The sequence below is a fragment of the Helicobacter pylori genome (assembly GCF_001653475.1).
GTDB classification, from domain to species: domain Bacteria; phylum Campylobacterota; class Campylobacteria; order Campylobacterales; family Helicobacteraceae; genus Helicobacter; species Helicobacter pylori_CM.
In genome coordinates, this window is sequence record NZ_CP011487.1 from 1,342,414 (window position 1) to 1,366,889 (window position 24,476).

The window sequence follows — 24,476 nt, forward strand, 5'->3', positions numbered from 1 at the left end:
AAAACCATGCTCTCTTTAAAACAAGATTCCTTTTTTTTCTTATGTTTAGGGATCTTTGGTTTTTATTTTTATAGCCTTTTGAGAGACTTAATGCCTTTTTTACCCCCAATGATTGGGTTTTTATTCTTGTTTTATGCGAAAAAATACGATCATCTTTTACCCAGTTTGAGCGTGTTTGGTTGTTTGTTTTGGTTTGAGAGCATGCATTTAAAGACTTTAGGCGTTTTAGCTTTGCTGTTTTTAATCTACCATCAAATCGTCTATAAAAACTCTTTAAAGTTTTTTAATGACGGCTTTTTATTCAAAACCTTGCATGTTTTTTTAGTTTATTACCTTTATTTATCGCGCTTTTTTTCTGTGTCCTTGAGTTTGAAAATACTCAGCTTTCTCGCTCTTTTTGCTTTAATAGAGAGTGCTTTGTGGGGTTTGTATGAAAAATCTTCGCTATAAACTTTTGCTCTTTGTTTTTATAGGGTTTTGGGGGTTATTGGTTTTAAACTTATTTATTTTAAGCGTTAAAAATCAAGAATACTATGAAAAACTGGCTGAACGAAACATGACTAAAAAGGAATTTTTAGTCCCTACAAGGGGCAATATTACAGACAGAAACCATGCGTTTTTAGCCACTAATGAATTGGTGTTTGGCGTGTTTTTGCCCAGCAGATTGAAACAAAAAGAGCTTTTAGAAAAAATTGAAATAATCCAAAAGTTTTTCCCTAACTTTTCCAAAGAAACGCTTTTAAACAATTACCAAAAAGAAAATTCGCTTTATAACCATAACCTCATTAAAGTAGTTGGCTTCATTCCTTATGCTGCCATGCAACCTCTTTATACCAAACTCATCCAAACCCAAGGCATTTTTGCACTCCCTTTAGACAAGCGCTACTACCCCAATAACGCTTTAGCTTCGCATGTTTTAGGCTATGTGGGGGTGGCAAGCTTGCAAGATTTAAAAGACGATGAAGAGAATCAATACAGCCAGATTGTGGGCAAAACCGGCATTGAAAAAGAATACAACAAGCTTTTACAAGGCAAGGTGGGCTATAAAATCATGCGCGTCAATGCGCTCAATCAAGAATTAGCCACCTTAGAAGTAATGCCACCGAGCGCCAACAACCACTTGCAATTGAGTTTGGACAAACGCTTGCAAAAAGAAGCGGACAAGCTCTTTGAAAATAAAAGGGGGGCTATTTTAGTGATGGATGCAGAAAATGGGGAATTGCTCGTTGCAGGAAGTTACCCTGAATACAATTTGAACGATTTTGTAGGCGGGATCAGTCAAGATAAATGGCAAAAACTTCAAGATGATATTTATAATCCCCTACTAAACCGCTTCGCTAACGCCTTGTATCCGCCGGGATCTGTGGTTAAAATGGGCGTGGGCTTGAGCTTTTTAGAAAACCTTAATATCACAGAAAACACCACCATACCCACCCCGCCTTTTATTGAAGTGGGTAAGCGCAAATTCAGAGACTGGAAAAAAACAGGGCATGGCAATTCTAATTTGTATAAAGCCATTAGGGAGTCCGTGGATGTGTATTTTTATAAGTTTGGACTTGAAATCTCTATAGAAAAACTCTCTAAAACCTTAAGGGAAGTGGGCTTTGGGGAAAAAACGGGCGTTGATTTGCCGAATGAATTTGTAGGGATTGTGCCGGATAATTTGTGGAAACTCAAACGCTTCAATCAAGATTGGCGCGTTGGGGACACGCTCATTACCGCTATTGGGCAAGGCTCTTTTTTAGCTACGCCCTTGCAGGTTCTAGCCTACACGGGACTCATTGCTACGGGCAAACTGGCAACGCCTCATTTTGCTATCAACAACCAACAACCGCTCAAAGATCCCCTAAATAGCTTTCAAAAAAAGAAGCTCCAAGCCTTAAGAGTGGGCATGTATGAAGTGTGTAACCATAAAGACGGCACCGCTTATCATTCCACAAGGGGTTCTAAGGTTACTTTAGCGTGTAAAACCGGCACCGCACAAGTCGTGGAAATCGCTCAAAACACCATCAATCGCATGAAAGAAAAGGATATGGAATATTTCCATCGATCCCATGCGTGGATTACTGCATTTTTGCCTTATGAAAAACCCAAATACGCTATCACTATTCTAGTAGAACATGGGGAAGGGGGTTCAAAACTAGGAGGCTTGTTGGTGAAAATGAGCAATAAACTCTATGAGCTTGGCTATCTTTAATAAAATTGTAAATCTTTTCAAAAACGCAACCCCCTAAACGCTAAAAACCATAGCCAACTTGTTTCCAACCCATTTTAGCGCTCTATAATTCAGTCTAACGGGTGGTTTAAAACTGGCCTTTATTGGAAAAATTCTAAAAGCGTAACTTTAATGAGATTTAGGCTTGCTGTATTTTGGCTTTATTCTGATCGCATATTGACAGCTAAAGTTTTGTTTAATATTTTTAAAAAATGGGGTTTTAGTTAGCTTCATCGTTTTGATTTGATCATTATTTTCTTAAAAGGATAGGGGGTTATTTTGCACCATTTCCCCCTTAAGCAATAACGCTTTTAGGAAATTATCGCTTGATTAGCACAAGCTCTTTTCGTTTTATTTTAAAAATACTTTTAGCGTTTTTAACACTCAATGAGAAAAAAGCGTTTTATTAGCGCCTAAAACGCCCCCCATTCATCCTAAAGATGCATTTTGCCTAGCTTAAAAAGCCGGGATAATCGCCCCCTTATAGGTATCTAAAATAAATTTCCTGGTCTTTTCACTCTGCAAAGCTTCAATCAGCGCTTTTATGGCTTCATCTTGCGCGTTATCCTCACGAGCGGCTACAAGATTGGCATAAGGCGAGTCCTTGTCTTCTGAGAATAAGGCTCCGGTGAGTTTTGCTTGCAAGGCATAATTCCCTGTTACAATAGCCCCATCCACATCCCCTAAAACTTTAGGCAATAATGCGGCTTCTAAAGGCTTGATTTTGATGTTGTAAGGATTTTTGACAATATCAAACTCCGTAGCGTATAGATTGCTTGGGTCTTTGAGAGCGATAATCCCTTGTTTATGCAGTAAAATCAACGCCCTGCCTTGATTGCTCGGATCATTTGGCACGGCAATCACTGAGCCTTTTTTAAGGTTTTTAATGTCCGTGATTTTTTGAGAATAAAATCTTAAAGGCTCCACATGGATATTAGCTAAACCAATGAGATGCATTTTTCTGTCCAGATTAAACCGATCCAAATAAGGGCGGTGTTGGAAGTAATTCGCGTCCAAAGAGCCGTCATTGAGCGCTAAATTAGGTAACACATAATCCGTAAAAGACACGATCACCAATTTGATCCCTTTTTCTTTCAAATCATCCACGACTGATTGCAAGATTTGCGCATGCGGCACAGGGTTAGCGCCCACTTTAAGCTCACGAGTGATTTTGTGGTTTTCTTTTTTTTCTTTGTGGTGTTTGGCGTCTAAGAGATTAAAAAAACCTAAAACAATAGCAGTTACGCAAATAACACGCTTGAATATATTCATAAAAACCCCTTTATTAAAAAAATTAATTCAAAAATTATAAAAAGATAAAACGATGCGAAAATTTTAGAAACTGGCAAAGAATAAAAAGAAAAGGATTCAACCAAGAAAAACGGAGTTTCTCTTGATCAAACAGCGAACTAAACCATTAAAGGTTAATGGAATTTTCTTTAAGATATTCTGCAACGCCTTTATGGGTAGCTTTCATGCCTTTATCGCCTTTTCTCCAACCTGCTGGGCATACTTCACCATGTTCTTCAAAGTGTAAGAGAGCGTCTACCATGCGAAGCATTTCATCTGCATTCCTACCTAATGGCAAGTCATTGATCACTGCGTGTCTTACTTTCATGTTTTTGTCAATCAAAAAAGCTCCTCTCAAAGCGACCGCTTCTTCAAACAGCACATCATAGTCTCTAGAAATGCTCTTAGTAATATCAGCCACCATAGGGAAAGTTACTTGACCAATACCGCCTTTATCTACAGGGGTGTTTTTCCACGCATAATGGACTTGTTCGCTATCAATAGACACGCCAATCACATTAAAGCCTTTTTCTTGGAAGTCTTTCACTCTTTTGTCAAACGCAATGATTTCTGTAGGGCATACAAAAGTAAAATCTTTTGGCCAAAAGAAAAGAACCGCACCGCTCTTACCTAAATTTTTAGAAAGCTCAAAGTGTTCATCAACCTCATTGTTTCCTAAAACAGCAGGTGCTTTGAAATCTGGGGCAAGTTTTGTAACTAACATATACAACTCCTTAAGTGTTTTAAAATTTTGTTGGATCAAAATTAAACCCAAAATAGATTTAATTTATCGTGCTTTCCACTCAATCGGTGGAAACATGGTGGAGTATATTCTTAAAAAGTTAATGAAAAAATATTTTCTTTAATATTTTAGGATTTTGTGAAAAATAGTTTCATTTTTACTGCTTGTATTTCCTTAATGGTGTTATAATCGCTTTATAAATCATACAAAAAGGATCGTCATGTTAGTCACTCGCTTTAAAAAAGCTTTCATTTCTTATTCTTTGGGCGTGCTTGTCGCTTCATTGTTATTGAATGTGTGCAACGCTTCAGCACAAGAAGTCAAAGTCAAGGATTATTTCGGGGAGCAAACGATAAAGCTTCCTGTTTCTAAAATGATCTACTTGGGTAGCTTTGCAGAAGTGCCTGCTATGTTCAACACTTGGGATAGAGTTGTAGGCGTTTCGGATTACGCTTTTAAATCTGATATTGTTAAAGCCACTCTCAAAGATCCCAAACGCATTAAATCCATGAGCAGCGATCATGTGGCGGCATTGAATGTAGAGCTTTTAAAAAAGCTTAGCCCTGATCTGGTTGTAACCTTTGTGGGCAACCCTAAAGCGGTAGAGCATGCGAAAAAATTTGGGATTTCATTCCTTTCTTTCCAAGAAAAAACCATTGCCGAAGTTATGGAGGATATTGACGCTCAAGCTAAAGTCTTAGAAATTGACGCTTCTAAAAAACTGGCCAAAATGCAAGAAACTTTGGATTTTATCCAAGAGCGTTTGAAAGATGTCAAAAAGAAAAAAGGGGTGGAACTCTTCCACAAAGTCAATAAAATCAGCGGCCATCAAGCCCTTGATTCAGACATTTTAGAAAAAGGGGGCATAGACAATTTTGGTTTGAAATATGTCAAATTCGGGCGCGCTGACATTAGCGTGGAAAAAATCGTTAAAGAAAACCCTGAGATTATCTTTATTTGGTGGGTAAGCCCGCTCACGCCTGAAGATGTGTTAAACAATCCCAAATTTGCTACCATCAAAGCCATTAAAAACAAGCAAGTTTATAAACTCCCCACAATGGATATTGGCGGGCCTAGAGCCCCACTCATTAGCTTGTATATCGCTTTAAAAGCCCACCCTGAAGCCTTTAAGGGCGTGGATATTAATGCGATTGTTAAAGACTATTATAAAGTGGTTTTTGATTTGAATGATGCAGAAGTTGAACCATTATTATGGCATTGATTTTTAAAAAGGGTTAATCTTTTTAGCCCTTTGCGTATCGTGCTAGGCTTAAAACAAGCCCTATAGCGATACAATTCGCTAAAAGCGAACTCCCTCCATAGCTCAAAAACGGCACCGCTAGACCTTTAACCGGAAGAATCCCGCCCATGCCAAAAGCGTTGATCACCAAAGAAAAACTGATGAGCAGCACCACGCCCACGCAAAATAGCGAGTATTTTGGCTCTTTCAAGCGGTTAGCGATCCTAAAAATCAAAACAATCAAAACAGAAAACAAAATAAAACAAACGCATAGCCCCAAAAACCCCCATTCTTCAGCGATCCCAGCTAAGACCATGTCCGTATGCACTTCGCTCAAAAACCCAAGCTTGATTTGCCCAAGCCCAAGCCCTTGCCCCAACAACCCCCCATTATGCATGGCATTGCCTGCATGAAAGACTTGATAGGATTCGGGCAAGTCGCTTATTCTAAGAGCGTTCGCTAATTTATCCGGCAAGAGCGTGAAAAGCGAATTTTGCAAATTAGACCACCACAATTTTAGGCGCAAAATCCGATGAGTGCTTGTAACAATCGCTAAAACGCTAATCGCAAACGCCCCTGAAACAATCAAGCCAAACAAATGCGCGCTCCCCCCAGAAAAAACCAATAACACCGCTAAAACCGCCCCTAAAAGAACAATCTGCCCCAAATCGTTTTGCAAAACTCCCACCCCAATCGCTAATGCCACAAACACCACTGAATAAGGCACAAAAGTGATGAGTTCTTCTTTAACATTAGCTTTTTCTTTTGCCACAAAGGTGCGAGACAAACTCCACGCAAGAAAAAAGGTGAAACCAACCTTTAAAAACTCCAAAGGCGCTAGAGAGAAAAACCCCAAGCGGATCCAACGCTTCGCCCCCCCTGCACTGCTAGAAAGGCTTTCTGGCAAAAAAAACATGCCAATAATGAGTAATGGCGGGATAAAAAGAAGAAAAAACCCCAAACGGCTAAACCACTTGCCAGGATCAACCCTAGACAACCCCCACATGATAACAATCCCCATGATCGCACTCACAAGCTGCCGTATGAAAAAATGGAATTCCCCGTAATGATACAGCACCACTGTGGTGTAAGTTGAGAGCGAATAGCTCATCAATACCCCCAAAAAAATCAATAGCGAAGTGCAAAAAAACAGGTTTCTGTCTGTAGTCATTAGGATTTCCTTATTTTAGTTTTTTGAATAGGCGTTCTCTTAAGGTATTTTAGGGGTATTTTACACTATAATGGCTCTGAATTGGCTTAGCGCTCAAGCTTAAGCGTGCTTTGAAATGGATCGCATTCTTTAATGAGGAAGCGAGCCGATTATTGGAATGCTTTTTGCATGCTATAAATTTGCAAGGGTTTAAAAAAGGGGTTTTGATGGATTTTTCTAAAGCGTTTGGACTGGTTTATAAAGCGTTGGATTATAGAGCTTTAAGGCAAGATATGATCGCTTCCAATATCGCTAATGTGGATACCCCCTTTTACAGGTCAAAGGATTTGGATTTTGAAAGCGTTTTAGCGAAGAAAAAAGCAGAAATTTTTGAAAACCAATCCAGTAAAGTTTTGCCTTTAGCCCACACTAACCCTAGGCATTTAGACTTTGAAAATAGCACTAAAGATGGGGCAAGCCTTTTTTTTAGAGACGGGCATTTGGCTAAAAATGATGGCAACAGCGTGGATTTAGACATAGAAACGAGTGAAATGGGCAAGAACTCTACCATGTATTTAGCCTTGAGTTCAGCCTTAAAAAAGTATCGAGGCGTGATCAATTACGCCATTGATTCTAGTAAGAATTTATAGTTAAGGGAAAGCATGTTTTTATCTTCTTTTGATATTAGCGGTTATGGTTTGTCCGCCCAACGCTTAAGGGCTAATTTGATTTCTTCTAATATCGCTAACGCCAACACCACGCGCACGAGCGAAGGAGGTCCTTATAGGAGGCAAGAAGCAGTGTTTAAGGCTTTTGATTTCAATGAGATTTTAAACCAAAAAATCGCTCAAAACAATCAAATCACTCCCTATGAAGACCCTTTAGATGAAGGCGATGACGACCCCTTAATCCCTATCACAAGCGTGGTGGTGGATAAGATTGTGCGCGATGATAGCGAGCCTTTGATGAAATACGATCCAAGCCACCCTGACGCTAACGCTCAAGGCTATGTGGCTTACCCCAATGTGAATGCGGTGGTTGAAATGGCGGATCTAGTGGAAGCGACTAGGGCCTATCAGGCCAATGTTGCAGCCTTTCAAAGCACTAAAAATATGGTGCAAAATGCGATTGGCATGTTACAAACATGAACGATTTCCAACAATTTATGGTAGTATAAGAAAATTTAGGTAGTATTAGCCAAAGATCAGTAGAATACAGAGATGAATAAGATATTTAATAGAGTTAAATTTTTAAAAAAGAGCTTAAGGAGATTCTATGCAAGCCATACACAATGATAAAAGCTTATTGAGTCCTTTCTCTGAGCTTAACACGGACAACAGGACTAAAAGAGAAGAATCGGGCAGCACTTTTAAAGAACAAAAAGGTGGGGAGTTTTCTAAACTCTTAAAACAATCCATTAATGAGCTTAACAACACTCAAGAGCAATCTGACAAAGCCTTAGCTGACATGGCGACAGGGCAAATCAAAGATTTACACCAGGCGGCTATCGCTATAGGGAAGGCTGAAACGAGCATGAAACTCATGCTTGAAGTGCGCAACAAAGCTATCAGCGCTTATAAAGAGCTTTTAAGAACGCAGATCTAGTCTTTCAAGTGGCGTCTCTTTAATGATCGCTTGGTCCTTTTTAAAGAGAGGGTTCGTTTTTGTTGCACCCGATTTTAACGGATTTTATCATCAAAAATTCATGTTCTCATGCGTTGTGAAAGTCCAATGTTGCACCATTTTCAAGTAAGCGTTCATGGATAATAAAAACATTGATCCCGACTTCAACCCAGAACAATTTTTAGAAACCCAAAGAGACAAGGGCTCTGTTACAGCATTAATCTTTTTATTGCTTTTTTTTATTTTTTTAATGGTGGCTTTTAAAAAAGCTTTTTTTGCCCAAGCCAACATGCCCACTCTAGTGATGAGCAAACAAGACACTGCGACTAGGGGGACTATCTATAGTCAAGACAACTACAGCCTGGCCACTTCGCAAACCCTTTTCAAACTAGGCTTTGACACGAGGTTTTTAAACCCGAATAAAGAAGATTTTTTCATTGATTTCCTTTCTATTTATAGCAATATCCCTAAAAAGTCCCTAAAAGACGCCATCAATACGAAAGGCTATATTATTCTAACCTATGATCTCACGCCCAATACTGCTGCTAATATTAGGGACTTGAATAAGAAATTTTTAGCCTTTGGGGTTTTTCAAAATTTCAAAGATGCGCACGATAAAGTGTGGCAAAAGCAAGGGCTAAACATTGAAGTGAGCGGCGTTTCCAGGAATTACCCTTATCAAAATAGCCTAGAGCCAGTCATTGGCTATGTGCAAAAACAAGAAGAAGACAAGCTCACTTTAACTACCGGTAAAAAAGGCGTTGAAAAATTTCAAGATCACTTGCTTAAGGCCCAACAAAACGGCATAAGAACAGGCAAAAGAGATGTGAGTTTTAACTTTATCCAAAACCGCTCTTATACAGAAATTGAACGGCTTGATGGCTATGAGGTGTATTTGAGCATTCCTTTAAAACTCCAAAGAGAAATTGAAACCCTATTAGATAAAACTAAAGACAAACTCAAAGCTAAAGAAATCCTAGTGGGTATCATTAACCCTAAAAGCGGAGAAATCTTATCGCTAGCTTCAAGCAAGCGCTTCAATCCTAATGCGATTAAAACCAGCGATTATGAAAGTTTGAATTTGAGCGTTGCCGAAAAGGTTTTTGAGCCAGGCAGCACGATTAAACCCATCGTTTATTCCTTGCTGTTAGAAAAGAATTTAATCAACCCTAAAGAGCGCATTGATTTAAACCATGGCTATTACCAATTAGGAAAATACACCATTAAAGACGACTTTATCCCTAGTAAAAAAGCCGTTGTGGAAGACATTTTGATCCAATCTAGCAATGTGGGCATGATAAAAATCAGCAAAAATCTCAACCCGGAGGATTTCTATAACGGGCTTTTAGGCTATGGATTTTCTCAAAAAACGGGCATTGATTTATCCTTAGAAGCCACAGGAAAGATCCCTCCTTTGTCCGCTTTCAAGCGTGAAGTGCTAAAGGGGAGCGTCTCTTATGGCTACGGGCTGAACGCGACTTTTTTGCAGCTTTTAAGGGCTTATGCGGTATTTTCTAATGAAGGCAAATTGACTACCCCCTATTTAGTGCAACGAGAGACCGCCCCTAATGGCGATATTTACATCCCTAGCCCCAAACCCACTTTTCAAGTCATTAATCCAAAAAGTGCTAGAAAGATGAAAGAAACCTTAATTAAAGTGGTGCGTTATGGCACAGGCAAAAACGCTCAATTTGAAGGGCTATACATAGGGGGCAAAACAGGCACAGCTAGGGTTGCTAAAAACGGGAGTTATAGTGCGGAGTCCTACAACAGCTCTTTTTTTGGGTTTGCTGAAGATGAAAGGCAGGTTTTTACTATCGGCGTGGTTATCTTAGGTTCGCACGGCAAGGAAGAATATTACGCCAGTAAGATTGCAGCCCCCATTTTTAAAGAAATCACCGCAATTTTAGTGCGTTACAATTACCTATCGCCCTCTATTGCAATTCAAAATGCGTTGGAGAAACGGCGCGTGAAAGGTTGAATCAAACACATCTACTCCAAAAAGCGTAGGTTTTTGGTGCCTATTGTTTTTAAATTCTCAAAAGAGTTTTTGCCAAAAACTTGTAGCTTTTACGATCAATTAGCGTCCAAATTTAATCAAAATAAAGTAAAATTAGAGCAATTATAGTCCTAATGGCATCAACTAGGTTCATTAAAAAGGCGAAATTCACATGATCAAAAGCGTAGAAATTGAAAATTACAAAAATTTCAAGCATCTCAAAATGGAAAATTCTAAACTCACCAACTTCTTTACCGGTCAGAACGATACGGGCAAAACCAATCTTTTAGAAGCTCTCTATATTAACATGGGTACTTATGACCCCATTACCAATCAAGGCAATCTCTCTCCTGAAAATGTCGTGAAAATTAGTAACTTCAGAAAAATCAAACTCAATACAGACAATCTAAATACTTTTTTTCATCAACGAAACACCGCTAATCCCATTAGTATCCGCACCGAATTTGAGCATACTACTATCCCTCTTATTACCCAATACTCCACACAAAACAGTTACAGTAAAGATATTGATTTAAATAACGACGATATTCATGTGACAAGCCTTGCAAACAAAGCAATGACTAATTCTCATCTCCAATTTTCTTACAACCCATCTCTTTCTCCCATGGTAATGGCTTATGAGCCTAAACAAGACAGCTAAGCTTAGCGCATCCAAATTTAGATAGAATAGGTCAAACCTATCAAGAACGCACTGCGTTTATTCCTGTGGAGTTATCTTTTGTCAATCATCTTCACGCACTAGAGAATTTACGATTAGCGAGCAAAGAAAAAGAATTAGTTGAAATCCTACAATCTTTCAACTCTGATATTTTAAATGCCGAAGCAATAAAGGGGTCCGTCTATATCCAAATCAAAGATGAAAAAACGCCCTTACACCAAAGCCCCAATCCCAAAAGACTCTTAAATTCGTTTGGTTGGAGGTTTATCAAATTCTTTATCATAGCGAGCATTCTTATTGATAACCGCATCAAGTATCTTTTCATTGATGAAATTGAAAATGGTTTGCACCATACAAAAATGCGAGAGTTTTTAAGGAGTTTGTTTAAGCTGGCTCAAAAATTACAGATTCAAATTTTTGCCACCACGCACAATAAAGAATTTTTGTGGAACGCTATCAACACCATGCCAGATAATGAAACGGAAGTTTTTAAAGAGATAGCCTTGTTCGAACTGGAACAAGAAAGCACTTCTGGCTTTATCAGGCACAGCTATTCTATGTTAAAAAAAACGCTCCATAATGGCATGGAGGTTAGAGGCTAATGAGAAAAAAATCGTTTATGTGGAGGGCGAATCAGACAAAATCTTTTTGATACTTTTGAATAAAGTTAAAAATTTAGAGATTGATGATGGAGATATTGTTATTTGTGAGAGCAATATCAAGCTTTTTAAAAAAGCAAGAGAGTATTAAAGAATACCTAAAAGCTAAGGATATTTACATCGTTTTTGATTCAGACAACCAAACAAAAGAGACTAAAGTTCAAGAAATAAAGGAACAACTCCAAGAAAACCCAAAAGAAGAACACCGCTTAAATGATGAAGAGTTTAACCAAATTAAGATTTTTTATTGCCAGAAAATGATGAGACTGAACACGATCTCAAATTATTGTGGATTAGAGCATTCGCTAGAAAAAATGGCAAAAGAAAGTGAAAATAAAGCGTTTCACGCAAGTTTTTGCCAACATTACAATGCGCTTTTTAATAAAGTCTTTGAAAAAATCAATAAAAATAAAACATCTGTTAGGAGAGAAAAAAACACGCTAAATGTTGGCTACAACCCTATATCACGCTTTCTATTTGTTTAGAGAGAGGTTTTGTTTCTTGCGGATTAAACGATCTAGATCCTGTTACTGCAACCACTAAAATGCCAGATAAGCCAAAAAAGACAGAAATTCTTAAAAAACTTTTTAATTTTGACTTAAAAAACTTCAAGCATTGATTGATTTTTTAAAACAAACCCAATAAAACCCTTGATTTTACAAGTATTAAAATCTTTCTCAAATTGAGTTTAAACCACTTAAAAAGCTTTATAGCCATAAAATCTTATGAGGGTATATTAGTAATAATAAAATCCTAAAATAAAGGTTGTTTTGAAGATGCCCTTCAAACACCCCACCATCGATCAAAGATCATCAAACCATGCCCTCCCCCCTTTTTATAATTCAATGCACTTCGCTCCAAACTTTTCTTTTCCACGCATAAGCCAAGAACGACAGCACCGCAAAGAAAATCATGATTTTTATCCCTAAGGTATTCCTTTCATGTTTTTTTCTATCGCCCGCTTTTTCCAAATAAGAGATGACTTGTTTTTGAGCCTGTTCGCTCAACCCCACTCTAGGCATAGCCGTGCCAGGCAAAAGCTTTTGCGGATCGTTGATGAAAATATTCAAACCATGTTCGCCTTTAGCTCTAATCATCATGGACAAATCAGGCGCATGAGAGCCTAAATAATTGGCTAAATCTTTAGGATCGCTAAAGGCCTTATCTTTAGCATAATCCAAGCTATGGCACCTTTGACAGCTTTGAGCAAACACTTCCTTATCGCTCAAATTTTTAGGCAAAATGGAAGTGAGATACGCCACAATATCGCTCAAATCTTTATCGCTAAATTGAGAAAACGCCGGCATGGGATATGGCCTTTCATCGTTAAATTTATGACTCAATTTCGCCGTTTTCACAGGATCTTTGATGAAGTGGGCTAAGAAATTCGCATTCAAAACCCCCGCCACATGGCTTAAATCCGGTGGCACGACCCCAAAAGAGTTGCTCGCACTAAGACTATCCATAGGGGCTGGAATGTTTTGAGATTTAATGCCATGGCAAGCGGTGCAATTTTCGGCTACAAGCTGTTTGCCTTTATTGGCGTCGCCATTTTTTAAATCAATCGGCTCTAAATCCTTGAAAGCAAAATCTGCCGGAGCGATTTTAGGGTGCATCACCGAATGCGCATAAGGCTCAACTCCATAATAAATCACGCCTATCACCACAATAAGGATAATTAGAATCTTAAATTCTTTCATCTAACACCCCCTTGTTTCTTGCTCTCGGAGATGGCGATAATGGGCAATACCACAAAGAAAAGGGCTAGGAAAGTGATTGAACCCAATAAGCCAATGTATTTACCGATCCCAAGCGGAGGCAATTTACCATAGATCGTTAAAACAATCATATCAATGATTAAGAGCCAAAACCACACCATAAAAGCTGGCCGTTTGTGCGCGGGAGCGACAACTGGGCTTCTGTCCAAAAAGGGTAGTAAGAAGAAGATCGCTTGCGCCACGCCAAAGGCCATTAACCCTAAATCAGCGCTAAAGAAAAAGCCCCTTAAGACTTCATAACTCCATAAGAAATACCATTCAGGGTAAATGTGAGGCGGCGTTTTAAGGCTGTTAGCCCTTTCAAAGTTGATAGGATCCATCGCAAAATCATAGTGGTAACACACCAAGTAAAAGAAAAAGACCATAAACGCGCAAACCACAAAAATATCTTTAGACAAGAATACCGGCCAAAAAGGAATGACTTTAGACTCTTTTTTCTTGCCTTCAATGAATTTCTTTTCTTCTGATTCAAAGTCAATCTCTTCGCCTTCTTGGTTATTGACATGCGGGATGCGTAAAGAATAAAAATGCACACCAATGAGTAAAATGATCGCAATGGGCAGTAAAAACACATGGAGCATGAAAAAGCGCGTTAAAGTGGAATCAGCCACAACATAATTCCCCCTAATCCACTCCACCACATCAGCCCCAATGAAAGGAATGCCCCCAAATAAATTCGTGATAACCGCTGCGGCCCAATAGCTCATCTGCCCCCAAGGCAGCATATACCCGCTAAAGGCTTCCGCACTAAAGACCACAAACAAAACCATCCCGCTAATCCAAATCATCTCACGGCCCTTTTTGTAAGAGCCATAATAGATGCCAACAAACATGTGGATATAAATGATGACAAAAATCATGCTCGCTGCCGTGGCATGCATGTGGCGCCAAAGCCAGCCATAAGCCACTTCTTGCATGATGGTGAAATTCACGCTGTCAAACGCCATTTTCGCATCAGGCTTGTAATACATGAGCAAGAAAATCCCTGAAATTACAAGCACGCCAAAAAGGGTCAATAAAATCACCCCCATGGCCCATAAAAAATTGATGTTTTTAGGGATCCAATATTCTGTCATCAGCACTTTAACAAGCTTGTTAGTGCCAAGACGCATGTCCAACCATTCGCCTAAATTCTTCGCTTTTTTTATCTCTGCCATTGAACTCTCCTTACGCTTTAGCCATCATTTTCTTGTATTCAGCCCCGGCTTCACCAAAAGTGATCTTAGTGCCTTCAATTTTAAAAGGCGGGATATCAAAAGAGCGTGGAGGGGGAGTGCCGGCAATATTCACGCCATCAGAAGTGAAACGCCCCCCATGGCATGGGCATAAAAAGCCTTTTTCTTCATCTTGATAAGTGGGGATACACCCTAAATGCGTGCAAATTTGAATGGCTGTGGTAAAAACGCTCTCGCCAATTTTAAAATCGCGCTTTTCATTAAAGCCCTCTTTTTTGGAACGCTTGAGGATATAGACCGGTTTCCCACGCCATTCCACGGTGGAAAACTGCCCTTCTTGCATATTCGCCACATCTATGGTTGTAAAACCGGCTGAAACAACGCTTGGAAGCGGATCCCAAGTCTTTTTCATCGCTACTAGACTCGCTATAGCCCCTATAGCTGTAACACTAGCAAGGCTCATTCCTAAAAAATCACGCCTTTGAATATCTGCCATGATCAAAAAACTCCTTAATGATAATTACCTTTTAACGACTAAAGGCATAGCAAATCCCTATTTTACACAAACTCTCTTAATAATCTTTTTAAAATAACAAAATTAACGCTAAAATCAAACGCTTTTAACGCCGCTTTAAAGAAATTTGAGCGTGCAAATGTTTCAGAAGGGTTTCTAAAATATCGTTATCGTCTTTGCTTGGGGCTTTCAGGTTTTCTTTCTTTTCATCGCTATAAGTAATGGTGATGTTTTGATTGAAATTAGAAAGTTTAATGATGCTAAGCTGGTTGGCTAGAATTTTAAGCGTAATGATTTGCAAAAATTGAGCGCTCAAATCGTCTATTTTGCCAAACCTATCTTCTATTTCTTCATGGATTTGCCCCACCTCATCTGTATTTTCACACAAACTCAAACGGCGGTATAAATCCAACCTCAAACTATCGCTTGCAATGAGTTCAGGGTTTAAAAAAGCGCTCACGCTCAATTGGATTTCCACGCTTTTTTCAAGCCTTTTTTTCCCCCCACTCAATTCATAAATCGCGTCTTCAAGCATGCGCGTATAGAGCGCATAACCGATATTTTTAATATGCCCGCTCTGATCTTGCCCGAGCAAATTCCCGCCCCCCCTGATTTCTAAATCATGATAAGCGATACTCTCCCCACTGCCTAAATACGAATTTTTTTCTAAAGCGAGCAAGCGTTTTAGGGCCTGTTCATTCAAACTTTTTTGATCTTCTATAAGAAAATAGCAAAAGCCTTCTTTTTTACCTCTCCCCACACGCCCTCTTAATTGGTGCAAATCAGCCAGCCCAAAATTCTGCGCATTATCTATGATGATCGTGTTAGCGTTAGGCAAATGAATCCCTGATTCCACAATAGAAGTGCATAATAAAACCTGATAGTTTCCCTTAGCAAACTCTAGCATGATTTCTTCGCTCTCATGAGCGTTAATTTGGGAATGCAAAATGGCGATTTTGAGTTTAGGGATTAAATCTTCTAGCTTGGTTTTGACTTTTGAAATGCTAGCGATGTGGTTATGGATGTAAAAAATTTGCCCGTTACGGCGTAATTCTCTATGAATAATCTCTTTTAAGAGTTCGTCATTCTTTTCTTTCAAAAAAGTGCGGCTGGGTTTTCTGTCTGTGGGCGGGGTTTTTAAAGAGCTAATGCCTTTAATTTGAGAGAGTGCCATGTTTAAAGTGCGTGGGATAGGCGTAGCGGACATGCTTAAAAAATGCACGCTTTTACTCAATTCTTTTAAAGCTTCTTTTTGTTTCACGCCAAATTTATGCTCTTCATCCACCACCACTAAGCCCAAGTTTTTAAATTTCGTGCCTAAAATCGCATGCGTGCCTACAAGAACATCAACCAGCCCTAATTCCACCGCCTTTAAAAGCTTGTTTTTTTCGCTCGCATACCTGTCCAAACGAGCCACTTTAACGCCAAAATTTTCAAAACGTGCCCTTAAAGTCTCAAAATGCTGGTGCGCTAATAAAGTAGTAGGCACGACTAAAGCGCTTTGAAAGCCGTTCAAAAACGCGCAAAAAATCGCATGCATCGCCACTTCTGTTTTTCCAAAACCCACATCCCCACTCAATAATCTGTCCATCACTCTGTGAGAGCTTAAATCCTTTGAGATTTCAGCGATGGCTTTTTCTTGATCGCTTGTGTATTCAAACCCTGCATGCGTTTTAAAGATTTCTAGCTCCGCTAAATGCGTGTCCATCTTTTTACCCAAGATCAAATTGCGTTCAGCCGCTAATTCAATGATCTTGCTTGCAATCTCTAAAAGCTTATTCCTAACTTTAGCTTTTAGTTTGAGGAAACTCCCTTTCCCTAGCCGGTCTTTAACTGGCACGCTATCGCTTTGCGCCACATAGCGAGCGATTAGATGCAGGTTTTCTACCGGTAATAGCAGTTTGTCTTCGCCCAAATAAGCGATTTCTAAAAAATCCCTCTTGCTCCCTAAAACGCTGTGTTGGACTAATTGAGAAAACACGCCCACCCCATAATCATCATGCACCACCCATTCGCCAGCATTCAATTCATTCAAAGCGAGTTTGGATTTTTGGCGTTTTTTCTTCCTTTCAAAAAAATTGAGCGAAATAAAAATCCCGTCAGGGGTTTTAAAGTTTAACACAAAGGGGGCGATAACGCATTCAATGCTGCTCTTTTCAAGCGTGCTTATCGCATTGTCTAAAATCGTTTTATTAGGAGCTAGGAGCGTGATTTTACGATTTGAATGCAAAGTTATAAAGCCTTCTAGGGCATGCGCATGGATTTCTAAATCTTCATAGTCTTGTGGGTTTTCTAAAACCTTTAAAAATTTGAAACGCTCATAATCCAATTCGTTTAAGCTCGCTAATTCTTGAATCTCTTCTAAAGCTTTAGGGCTTATAATGCTTTTATAGGCATGCAACAAATCGTTTGCTTTTTCCCCTAAAAACCACAAACCAAAACTGATCAAATCTTTAGAAAAGCTGTTTAATGGGCTTTGCTCTACTTTTGTTTTCAGATCCTTATAAGATTGTTCGTCCAAACTAAAAAGCGTGGGGGGGATTTCAATTTCTAACAAATCTTCTTTGAGGCTCATTTGAGTGGTGGGGTCAAATTCCTTAATGCTCTCACACTCTGTGTCAAGAAAACTCAAGCGATATGCTTTAGAATTAGGTGCATAAATATCCACAATATCCCCCCTAAAGCTCGCTTCGCCTTCCATTTCCACTAATTCTAAAATTTCATAACCATAATAAAAGAGCTTGTCTTTTAAGTCCTTGAGATTATATTTTTCTAAAAGAGTGATTTTAAAGCTTTCTAAAAGTTCTTTTTTAGGTAAAGGGTGTAATAATGCACTAATAGGGGCAATGACGATCGCTTCTTGCTTTTTTTCTAAAGCTTGATAAAACTCCCTTAAACCTCCTAAAAGCTGTAAAAATTCTTCAAAAAACGAACGCAAATCATCGTTTTTTTTAGCCCTAAACTCCGGAAAAAGAACGGCTTTGCTATTGGGCTTAAAATAGCTTATGACTTCTTTAGCGAGTTGAGACTCTTTAAAATCCTTACAAGCAAGTATTTGATAATCAAAGCCTTTGTTTAAGGCTTTATAAAGGCTAGATTGGATCATTCCCTATTTATTTTCAATTTTCTTTTCTTGCTCATTGATTAACAATGCCCCCCCTTGAAGGTTTTTAGGGCGAGTTTCCCCAATCAAAATCCCCTTTCTTTCCACCACAAGCTCTTGGCTAGAGATTTTACCATCAAGGCGCCCTAAAGGCATGATTTCTACCACTTCCGCCTCCACCGTGCCAGTAAACTTGCCATTGACCACTAATTTATTAGCAAAAATCTCACCCAATACCGATCCGGTTTGCCCGATCACCACCGTGCTTTTAGAATGCACCACCCCTTCTAATTCGCCATCTATGTGCAAATGGTAATCCAAATGAAGCTCACCTTTTATTTTTGTGCCTTGAGCGATGATAGTCGCTGGTCCTGTTTTTGCATTAGCTGATTTATTATTGTTATCAAAGATTGCCATCTGATGCTCCTTTCTTTATTGAAAACTTCTTCAAAATTCTTCATGTTCCATTTGGTGAAACTCATGGGGTTTATGGGTTGATTTAAAAAACGCACTTCATAATGCAAATGCGGCCCTGTGCTCATCCCTGTATTACCACTATACCCAATCAACTGCCCTTTTTTGACAAATTCGCCCGTTTTTACGATGATTTTATTCAAATGGGCGTAGTAAGTTTTAAAACCAAAAGGGTGGAAAACTTTAATTAAATTCCCATACCCCCCATTCCACCCTTTGCTCGCTAACCCTACTACCCCGCTCGCGCTCGCATACACAGGGGTGTTAATAGCGGTGCTTAGATCGAGCCCGGTATGGTTGTGCAACACATGCAAAATAGGGTGGATTCTTTTATTAAAGGCGGCTGAAACGCGCCGATAGGATTCTAGCGGGTAGTCATTAGGGATAAGGCGCATGATAAAGCTTTTTTGAAGCCCAGTAATCCCAGCGACATCCAGGCGGCTGGAAAAATTGCCCTCTTCTTTTTCTTCAGGTCTATTCACTCCCACCACTTCTTCTAAATCGTTGATGCGTTCCCCTGAAAGTTGCAAATCGTCTAAAAATTCATCCATTTGCAAAGAAAGCTTTTCATTCGTCTCTTTTTTTTTCTCAAATTCCTTAGTGATTAAAGCATGCTGTTTTTCAATGTTTTTAATCTCTTGATTTAAAACCAGTAACGAAATGCCTAAAAACAATAAAGATCCCACAACAATCAAAAGTGCATACAAGCCAATTTGACGGAATAAGATATGAACATTAATATAACGGCTCCCTTTAGAGTCCGTAATCATCACAATCAAACGCCTGTCTAAAAACACTAAAATCCTTACTGGCTTATCAGCGCGTCTTTATCCACATGCTCTTGGAGCTGAACAATGTCTTCTAAAACCCAAAACAAATTCTTCCATTCAATAAATTTATTTTCTTCTAAAGCGCTTTGAAAATGATCTAAATCCCATGCTAGAAATTTTTCTGCGTCTAAAATTTTACCCAAAAACCGCACTTCATAATGCAATTTTTCGCCGCCGCTATTACCGCTCTTCCCGCTATAGCCAATCAACTGCCCTTTTTGGATAAAGCTTTTGGGCTGCACATTGACATGATCTAAGTGCGTGTAAATGGAGCTAAAACCAAACGCATGTTCAATGCGCACCAAGTTCCCATACCCCACATTAGAATGGGTTTTCACAAAATCCACAATCCCATCAGCGCTCGCATAAACAGGCGTGTTTAATGGCGCGATAAAATCAATCCCGGATTCAACGCCCTTAATTTTTTTAATGGGGTGGTTCCTTTCTTTGGTGGGTTTGATAGCGCTATAAGTTTTTAAAGGCATGCCATTAGGAATGAGCATGAGCGCTAAATGTTTTTGAGCCCAATTCAAATTTTCTAAATCCACTTCATCATAAAGATGCACGCCCCCATTAGCCCCTCTTTTGACTTCAATCAAGGTTTCTATCGTGCGAATCTTTTGCCCCACAATAAAGAGCTCTTCTCGCTTGTTTTTAATCTCTTTTGTTAAAGTGTAATTTTTTTGATACAAATCCCTAAAATCCCTTAAAACCGCATTCCTTTCTGCTGTCATCGTATCCATTTTAGCGATTAAAAATTTTAAAAAACCCACGCCAAGCCCTGCGATCAACAAAAAAATAACAACAGAAATGATGAGGTTGCGTTTTAAATTTTTAGAAAATTTGAGCTGTTTAGAACCTGATTCATCAATGATGGTGATCATGAGCTGGTTTTGCGGCATCAATCCCTCTTCTTTTGATAGTATCTATAAAAAGCGTTGGCTACCAGAAATGAGCCATACACCAAATAATTTTCATTTTCTTTCAAATCTTCAAACAAAGCGTATTCTAACCCTAAAGTTTCTAAAATCCCTTTAAGCTTTTCTAATTTGATAACCCTTTCTTCATGCAATTCTAAAATCAAAACCTTTTTAACCACAGGCTTTAAAATTTCTAGCACCAAAAAAGCGTCCTTATCTTGATAGCAATTATAAATTAAAACGATTTTTGCGTTAAAAACGCGTTTGATTTCTTCTTTTAAGGCTTTGGCGCTATGGGGGTTATGCCCCACATCTATTAAGATATTAGGGCTTAAAAGCTCGCAACGACCGATTAAATTTAGGGGCTTTAGGTTTTTTAAAACTTCTTGTTCTTTGCATGGCATAAGCGTTTCAAACGCTTTTAAAGCCACTTCTAAATTCATCGCTAAAAAACGGGCTAAATGGTGGCGTTCAATATAATCCCTGACTCCTTTTGAAATTTCATTTTTAACTAAAATCAATTTTGCGTGTTTTTCTTTGGCGATTTTTTGAGCCACATTTAAAACCAGTTCTTGTTGGGGAGCGATGATGTTAAGAGAGCTCATCGCTTTTAGTTTAGTTTGTGCAATGCTTTCTAAACTATCCCCTAAAAATTCCTTATGATCATAATCAATAGGGGTGAAAATGCTTAGGGTTTTTTCTAAAGCGTTCGTGCTGTCAAACTCCCCCCCAAGCCCTGCTTCTAAAACCAAATAATCGCAATCTTTAGCAAGCATGACGGCCAGTAAGGTAGCGTATTCAAAATACGAGCAAGCGTTGCTGAAAGCGTGTGGTTGCAATTGCTGGTGGGCGCTTTCTAAAACGCTTTCTTTAACAATAGAACCATTCAAAAAAAAGCGCTCCCTGAATTCAAAAACATGAGGGGAGGTGAAATGCAATACCTTAAAATTTTGATCGGCTAATAAAAGGGTTAAAAACCGCCCTGTGCTGCCCTTACCATTAGTCCCTATAACATGAATGACTTTCGCTTGAATCTCAAAAAAAGCGTTTTTAAAATCTTTATAAATTTGAATAAAGCGGCTGGGATCAAACTTATGGTATTCTTTAGGCTTTGCTTCTAAAAACGCGCTCAATCCATGGCTATTTTTCATTATTGAATTTCCCCTCATAAGCGATTTGAGCCACAAATTTAGTCAAAGTTTGTTCCACAGCCTGATTGATAGCATCATAGCGGTTCTGGTAGGTATTAAGGGGGTCTTGCAAATTCACAGCGTAATTATAATACCCGCTATTTTGAAAAGTCTTTTGTGTGCCTCTTTTATTATCGTAAGTGTAATTCACAGACACGGTTGCACGATAGAAAGTCGTAAAGCCCTCTTTATTTTGCGTGATACTCGTATCGGTTACATTCGTGATCTCTATAATAATGATAGAATCCGCATCCTTCTCACTCGCTAAGCGGCTTTGGAAGCGTTGCACGACTAAACGATTCATCAAATCCTTAAACTCTACAGAGTTTTCAGGGTTAGGCAAATTCACAATGAGTTTCACATAGATGCTATCGCCTAAAGCGTTTTGAGCGTAAGTGGCGATCGGCTTATACCCACAGCCCTTGAACAAAAGCAACAAAATAAAAAAAAGTAAAGCCCTAAAAATCATGCGATAACAAAATTAACAAGCTTATTAGGCACATAAATTTCTTTTTTAACGCTCGCCTTTTCTAAATATTTCGCTAATTCTTTTTTAGCCAAAACAATAATTTCTTCTTTACTGGCGTTAATATTGACTTTCAATTCCGCACGCCTTTTGCCATTAATGGTAAGCCCTAAAGTCATAAAGTCTTCCATCAAAGCGTTTTCATCGATCGCTATAGGCTTAAAATTCTCTCTTTTAAAAAGCCTCTCGCTCAACTCCCATGCCGTGTGCGGGATAATAGGCTCTAAAATTTGCAACAACACAAAATAGCCCTCGCATAAAATCCGCTCATTATTTTGCGCATTCAAAGCGTTTAAAGCCTCCATGCAACTTGCGATCAAAGTGTTAAACGAATAAGCGCTTTCAGCCTTATTGAAAATTTCATGCGATTTTTTTAACGCTTCATAGACTTTTTTACGAGCTAATTTTTCCACTTCATCCAGGCTGACTTCTTTAAATTCAGGCTTAGAAGTAGCAGGGTTAATAGCGTTCGCTTTGTCGTATAAGCGCTTGATGAACCGGTGTGCGCCTTCTAAAGCGTTGTCATTCCATTCTAACTCTTTAGCCGGTGGGGCAGCAAAAAGGATAAAAAGCCTCGCCGCATCGGCCCCGTATTTTTTAAGTATCTCTTTAGGGCTAACGACATTGCCTTTAGATTTGCTCATCTTAGCGCCATCTTTTAAAACCATGCCTTGAGTGATAAGCTGTTTAAAAGGCTCATCTAAATTAAGATAGCCCAAATCCCTTAAAGCCTTAGTGAAAAAGCGCGCGTATAACAAGTGCAAAATCGCATGTTCAATGCCGCCAATGTAAGTATCCACTGGCATGAAATACTTCAAGTAATTTTGATCAAACGCTTGATTTTCACGCTGATTTTTGGGCGTGGTGTAGCGCAAGAAATACCAACTGGATTGGATGAAAGTATCCATGGTGTCTGTTTCTCTTAAAGCGTTTTTGTGGCATTTAGGGCATTGAGTGAATTTCCAACTCGCATGCTTTTCTAACGGATTGCCCTCCCCATCAATCACAATGTCTTCAGGCAAAGTTACCGGTAGTTGGGTTTCAGGCACAATCCCGCAATGTTTGCAATGAATCATAGGAATGGGCGCTCCCCAATACCTTTGGCGACTCACTCCCCAATCTTGCAAGCGGTAGTTGATCACCCTTTTACCGAGGTTTTCTTTTTCAAAATAAGCAATGATTTGCTCTCTGGCCACCGAGCTAGAAAGATCGCTCCACTCCCCGCTATTTTTTAAAACCTCTTCTTTGGTGTGGGGCAAATTTTGAGGGCTTTGAGTGATCACTTTAATAGGGATATGATAAAGATTAGCGAATTCAAAATCCCTTTCATCGCAGGCTGGCACGCCCATTAACGCCCCAGAGCCATAATTAGCTAGGGCGAAATTAGCCACCCAAACGGGGATTTTTTGCTTGGTTAAAGGGTGGATAGCGTAAATGCCTAAAAACGCTCCCTTTTTCTCTAAAGCCCTTTCTCTTTGAGTCGTGTTTAAAATCGCTTTAATAATCTTTGAATCTTCTTGGCTCACTCGCTTAATGGCATGCTCTACTAAAGGGTGTTCTGGGGCTATGGCGATATAGGTAACGCCATAAATGGTATCCGCTCTTGTGGTAAAAACTTCAATTTCTTGAATGCCGTTGCAAAATTTCAAGCACTCATCAGCGATTTTAAAACCAAATTGTAACCCACTAGATTTCCCTATCCAGTTTTTTTGCATAATTAAAACTTGAGAAGGCCAATCATTTTCTAAAGTCTCTAAGTCTTTTAGCAATTCTTCAGCGTAACTGGTGATCTTCAAATAATATTGATAGAGTTCTTTTTGAACAACTTCTGTATCGCAACGCCAACACCTCCCATCAATGACTTGCTCATTCGCTAAAACGGTTTTATCGTTAGGGCACCAATTGAGCATGGCTTTCTTGCGATAGATCAGCCCTTTTTCCCACAAGTCAATGAAAAATTGCTGTTCAAATTTCGTGTAATCCGGATCTGAAGTGGCAAATTCCCTATTTTTAGAAAAAGAAAACCCTAAAGCTTCAAACTCTTTTTGCATGTTTTCAATGTTTTCATAAGTCCAGGTTTTAGGGTGGATACCATGCTTAATGGCCGCATTTTCTGCAGGCATCCCAAAAGAATCAAACCCCATAGGGTGTAACACATTGTAATAATGCAAACGATAATAATGTGCCAAAGCGTCGCCAATGGTGTAATTGCGCACATGCCCCATGTGGATTTCCCCACTAGGATAAGGCAGCATGCTCAAAATGTATTTTTTAGGGAGGTTAAAATCGTCTTTAGGCTCAAAACTCTTATTTTTCCACCAAAATTCTTGCCATTTTTTTTCTATATCAATAAAATCCATCGTTACCCC

21 protein-coding genes and 2 pseudogenes are annotated in these 24,476 nt (G+C 39.0%); 10 read left to right on the plus strand and 13 right to left on the minus strand.

The window, feature by feature from the left end:
• The first annotated feature begins 6 nt into the window (after positions 1-6).
• Together AA974_RS06580 and mrdA are read left to right on the plus strand one after the other, a co-directional pair.
• Entirely contained in the window at positions 7-450 is a 444-nt protein-coding gene (locus tag AA974_RS06580) for a hypothetical protein (protein ID WP_064433890.1), read from the plus strand.
• On the plus strand, positions 431-2,197 hold the full coding sequence (gene mrdA / locus AA974_RS06585; protein ID WP_064433891.1) for a penicillin-binding protein 2: 1,767 nt from the start codon (positions 431-433) through the stop codon (positions 2,195-2,197). Before AA974_RS06580 ends, mrdA begins: the two co-directional genes overlap by 20 nt.
• 474 nt (positions 2,198-2,671) lie before the next feature.
• Here mrdA and AA974_RS06590 read toward each other — a convergent pair whose 3' ends face one another.
• A complete protein-coding gene (locus AA974_RS06590) occupies positions 2,672-3,487 on the minus strand; it encodes a MetQ/NlpA family ABC transporter substrate-binding protein (protein WP_064433892.1) in 816 nt (271 codons plus the stop codon).
• A gap of 145 nt (positions 3,488-3,632) precedes the next feature.
• Positions 3,633-4,229, minus strand: a complete 597-nt coding sequence (locus tag AA974_RS06595) for a peroxiredoxin (protein WP_064433893.1) — start codon at positions 4,227-4,229, stop codon at positions 3,633-3,635.
• Positions 4,230-4,467: 238 nt separating this feature from the next.
• On the opposite strand from AA974_RS06595, the gene AA974_RS06600 reads away from it, so the two are divergent.
• Positions 4,468-5,469, plus strand: a complete 1,002-nt coding sequence (locus AA974_RS06600; protein ID WP_064433894.1) for an ABC transporter substrate-binding protein — start codon at positions 4,468-4,470, stop codon at positions 5,467-5,469.
• Positions 5,470-5,491: 22 nt separating this feature from the next.
• On the opposite strand, the gene AA974_RS06605 is transcribed toward AA974_RS06600, so the two are convergent.
• Positions 5,492-6,658 (minus strand): FtsW/RodA/SpoVE family cell cycle protein, encoded by a 1,167-nt coding sequence (locus tag AA974_RS06605; protein WP_064433895.1) that lies wholly within the window; start codon positions 6,656-6,658, stop codon positions 5,492-5,494.
• A gap of 110 nt (positions 6,659-6,768) precedes the next feature.
• On the opposite strand from AA974_RS06605, the gene flgB reads away from it, so the two are divergent.
• From flgB to AA974_RS08270, 7 genes and pseudogenes are all read left to right on the plus strand, one after another.
• Complete coding sequence (gene flgB / locus AA974_RS06610; protein WP_196207227.1) at positions 6,769-7,287, plus strand: flagellar basal body rod protein FlgB; 519 nt, start codon at positions 6,769-6,771, stop codon at positions 7,285-7,287.
• A gap of 12 nt (positions 7,288-7,299) precedes the next feature.
• Positions 7,300-7,785 carry a flagellar basal body rod protein FlgC gene (gene flgC / locus AA974_RS06615; protein ID WP_064433896.1) on the plus strand — a complete coding sequence of 162 codons (486 nt, stop codon included), beginning with the start codon at positions 7,300-7,302 and terminating at the stop codon, positions 7,783-7,785.
• 127 nt (positions 7,786-7,912) lie between these two features.
• On the plus strand, positions 7,913-8,242 hold the full coding sequence (gene fliE / locus AA974_RS06620; protein ID WP_001147918.1) for a flagellar hook-basal body complex protein FliE: 330 nt from the start codon (positions 7,913-7,915) through the stop codon (positions 8,240-8,242).
• A gap of 22 nt (positions 8,243-8,264) precedes the next feature.
• Entirely contained in the window at positions 8,265-8,390 is a 126-nt protein-coding gene (locus AA974_RS07960) for a transcriptional regulator (RefSeq protein ID WP_080471064.1), read from the plus strand.
• A 6-nt stretch (positions 8,391-8,396) separates the two neighbouring features.
• The gene (locus AA974_RS06625) at positions 8,397-10,241 is read left to right on the plus strand and encodes a peptidoglycan D,D-transpeptidase FtsI family protein (RefSeq protein ID WP_064433897.1); all 1,845 of its coding nucleotides are present in this window, start codon (positions 8,397-8,399) and stop codon (positions 10,239-10,241) included.
• A 190-nt stretch (positions 10,242-10,431) separates the two neighbouring features.
• Positions 10,432-11,540: pseudogene (locus AA974_RS06630) on the plus strand (AAA family ATPase).
• A pseudogene (locus AA974_RS08270) lies at positions 11,518-12,242 on the plus strand (DUF3226 domain-containing protein). The pseudogenes AA974_RS06630 and AA974_RS08270 overlap by 23 nt, the downstream one beginning before the upstream one ends.
• 197 nt (positions 12,243-12,439) lie before the next feature.
• On the opposite strand, the gene AA974_RS06640 reads toward AA974_RS08270, so the two are convergent.
• The 10 genes from AA974_RS06640 to leuS all read right to left on the minus strand — a co-directional run bounded on the left by AA974_RS06640 (position 12,440) and on the right by leuS (position 24,467).
• Positions 12,440-13,297, minus strand: coding sequence for a cytochrome c1 (locus tag AA974_RS06640; RefSeq protein ID WP_064433898.1), 858 nt, complete (start codon positions 13,295-13,297; stop codon positions 12,440-12,442).
• Positions 13,294-14,532, minus strand: coding sequence for a cytochrome b (locus AA974_RS06645; RefSeq protein WP_064433899.1), 1,239 nt, complete (start codon positions 14,530-14,532; stop codon positions 13,294-13,296). The genes AA974_RS06640 and AA974_RS06645 overlap by 4 nt, the downstream gene beginning before the upstream one ends.
• Positions 14,533-14,542: 10 nt before the next feature.
• The gene (gene petA, locus AA974_RS06650) at positions 14,543-15,046 is read right to left on the minus strand and encodes a ubiquinol-cytochrome c reductase iron-sulfur subunit (protein ID WP_064434085.1); all 504 of its coding nucleotides are present in this window, start codon (positions 15,044-15,046) and stop codon (positions 14,543-14,545) included.
• A gap of 124 nt (positions 15,047-15,170) precedes the next feature.
• Positions 15,171-18,170 (minus strand): transcription-repair coupling factor, encoded by a 3,000-nt coding sequence (gene mfd, locus AA974_RS06655; protein WP_064433900.1) that lies wholly within the window; start codon positions 18,168-18,170, stop codon positions 15,171-15,173.
• A 3-nt stretch (positions 18,171-18,173) separates the two neighbouring features.
• Positions 18,174-18,584 (minus strand): bactofilin family protein, encoded by a 411-nt coding sequence (locus AA974_RS06660; RefSeq protein WP_064433901.1) that lies wholly within the window; start codon positions 18,582-18,584, stop codon positions 18,174-18,176.
• Positions 18,503-19,438 carry a peptidoglycan DD-metalloendopeptidase Csd1 gene (csd1, locus tag AA974_RS06665; RefSeq protein ID WP_064433902.1) on the minus strand — a complete coding sequence of 312 codons (936 nt, stop codon included), beginning with the start codon at positions 19,436-19,438 and terminating at the stop codon, positions 18,503-18,505. Before csd1 ends, AA974_RS06660 begins: the two co-directional genes overlap by 82 nt.
• An 8-nt stretch (positions 19,439-19,446) precedes the next feature.
• Positions 19,447-20,373 (minus strand): M23B family cell shape-determining DD-metalloendopeptidase Csd2, encoded by a 927-nt coding sequence (gene csd2 / locus AA974_RS06670; RefSeq protein WP_064433903.1) that lies wholly within the window; start codon positions 20,371-20,373, stop codon positions 19,447-19,449.
• Positions 20,373-21,542 carry a bifunctional folylpolyglutamate synthase/dihydrofolate synthase gene (locus tag AA974_RS06675; RefSeq protein ID WP_064433904.1) on the minus strand — a complete coding sequence of 390 codons (1,170 nt, stop codon included), beginning with the start codon at positions 21,540-21,542 and terminating at the stop codon, positions 20,373-20,375. Before AA974_RS06675 ends, csd2 begins: the two co-directional genes overlap by 1 nt.
• Positions 21,532-22,050, minus strand: a complete 519-nt coding sequence (gene lptE, locus AA974_RS06680) for an LPS assembly lipoprotein LptE (RefSeq protein WP_064433905.1) — start codon at positions 22,048-22,050, stop codon at positions 21,532-21,534. The genes AA974_RS06675 and lptE overlap by 11 nt, the downstream gene beginning before the upstream one ends.
• Positions 22,047-24,467 carry a leucine--tRNA ligase gene (gene leuS, locus AA974_RS06685; RefSeq protein WP_064433906.1) on the minus strand — a complete coding sequence of 807 codons (2,421 nt, stop codon included), beginning with the start codon at positions 24,465-24,467 and terminating at the stop codon, positions 22,047-22,049. The genes lptE and leuS overlap by 4 nt, the downstream gene beginning before the upstream one ends.
• Positions 24,468-24,476 lie beyond the last annotated feature (9 nt).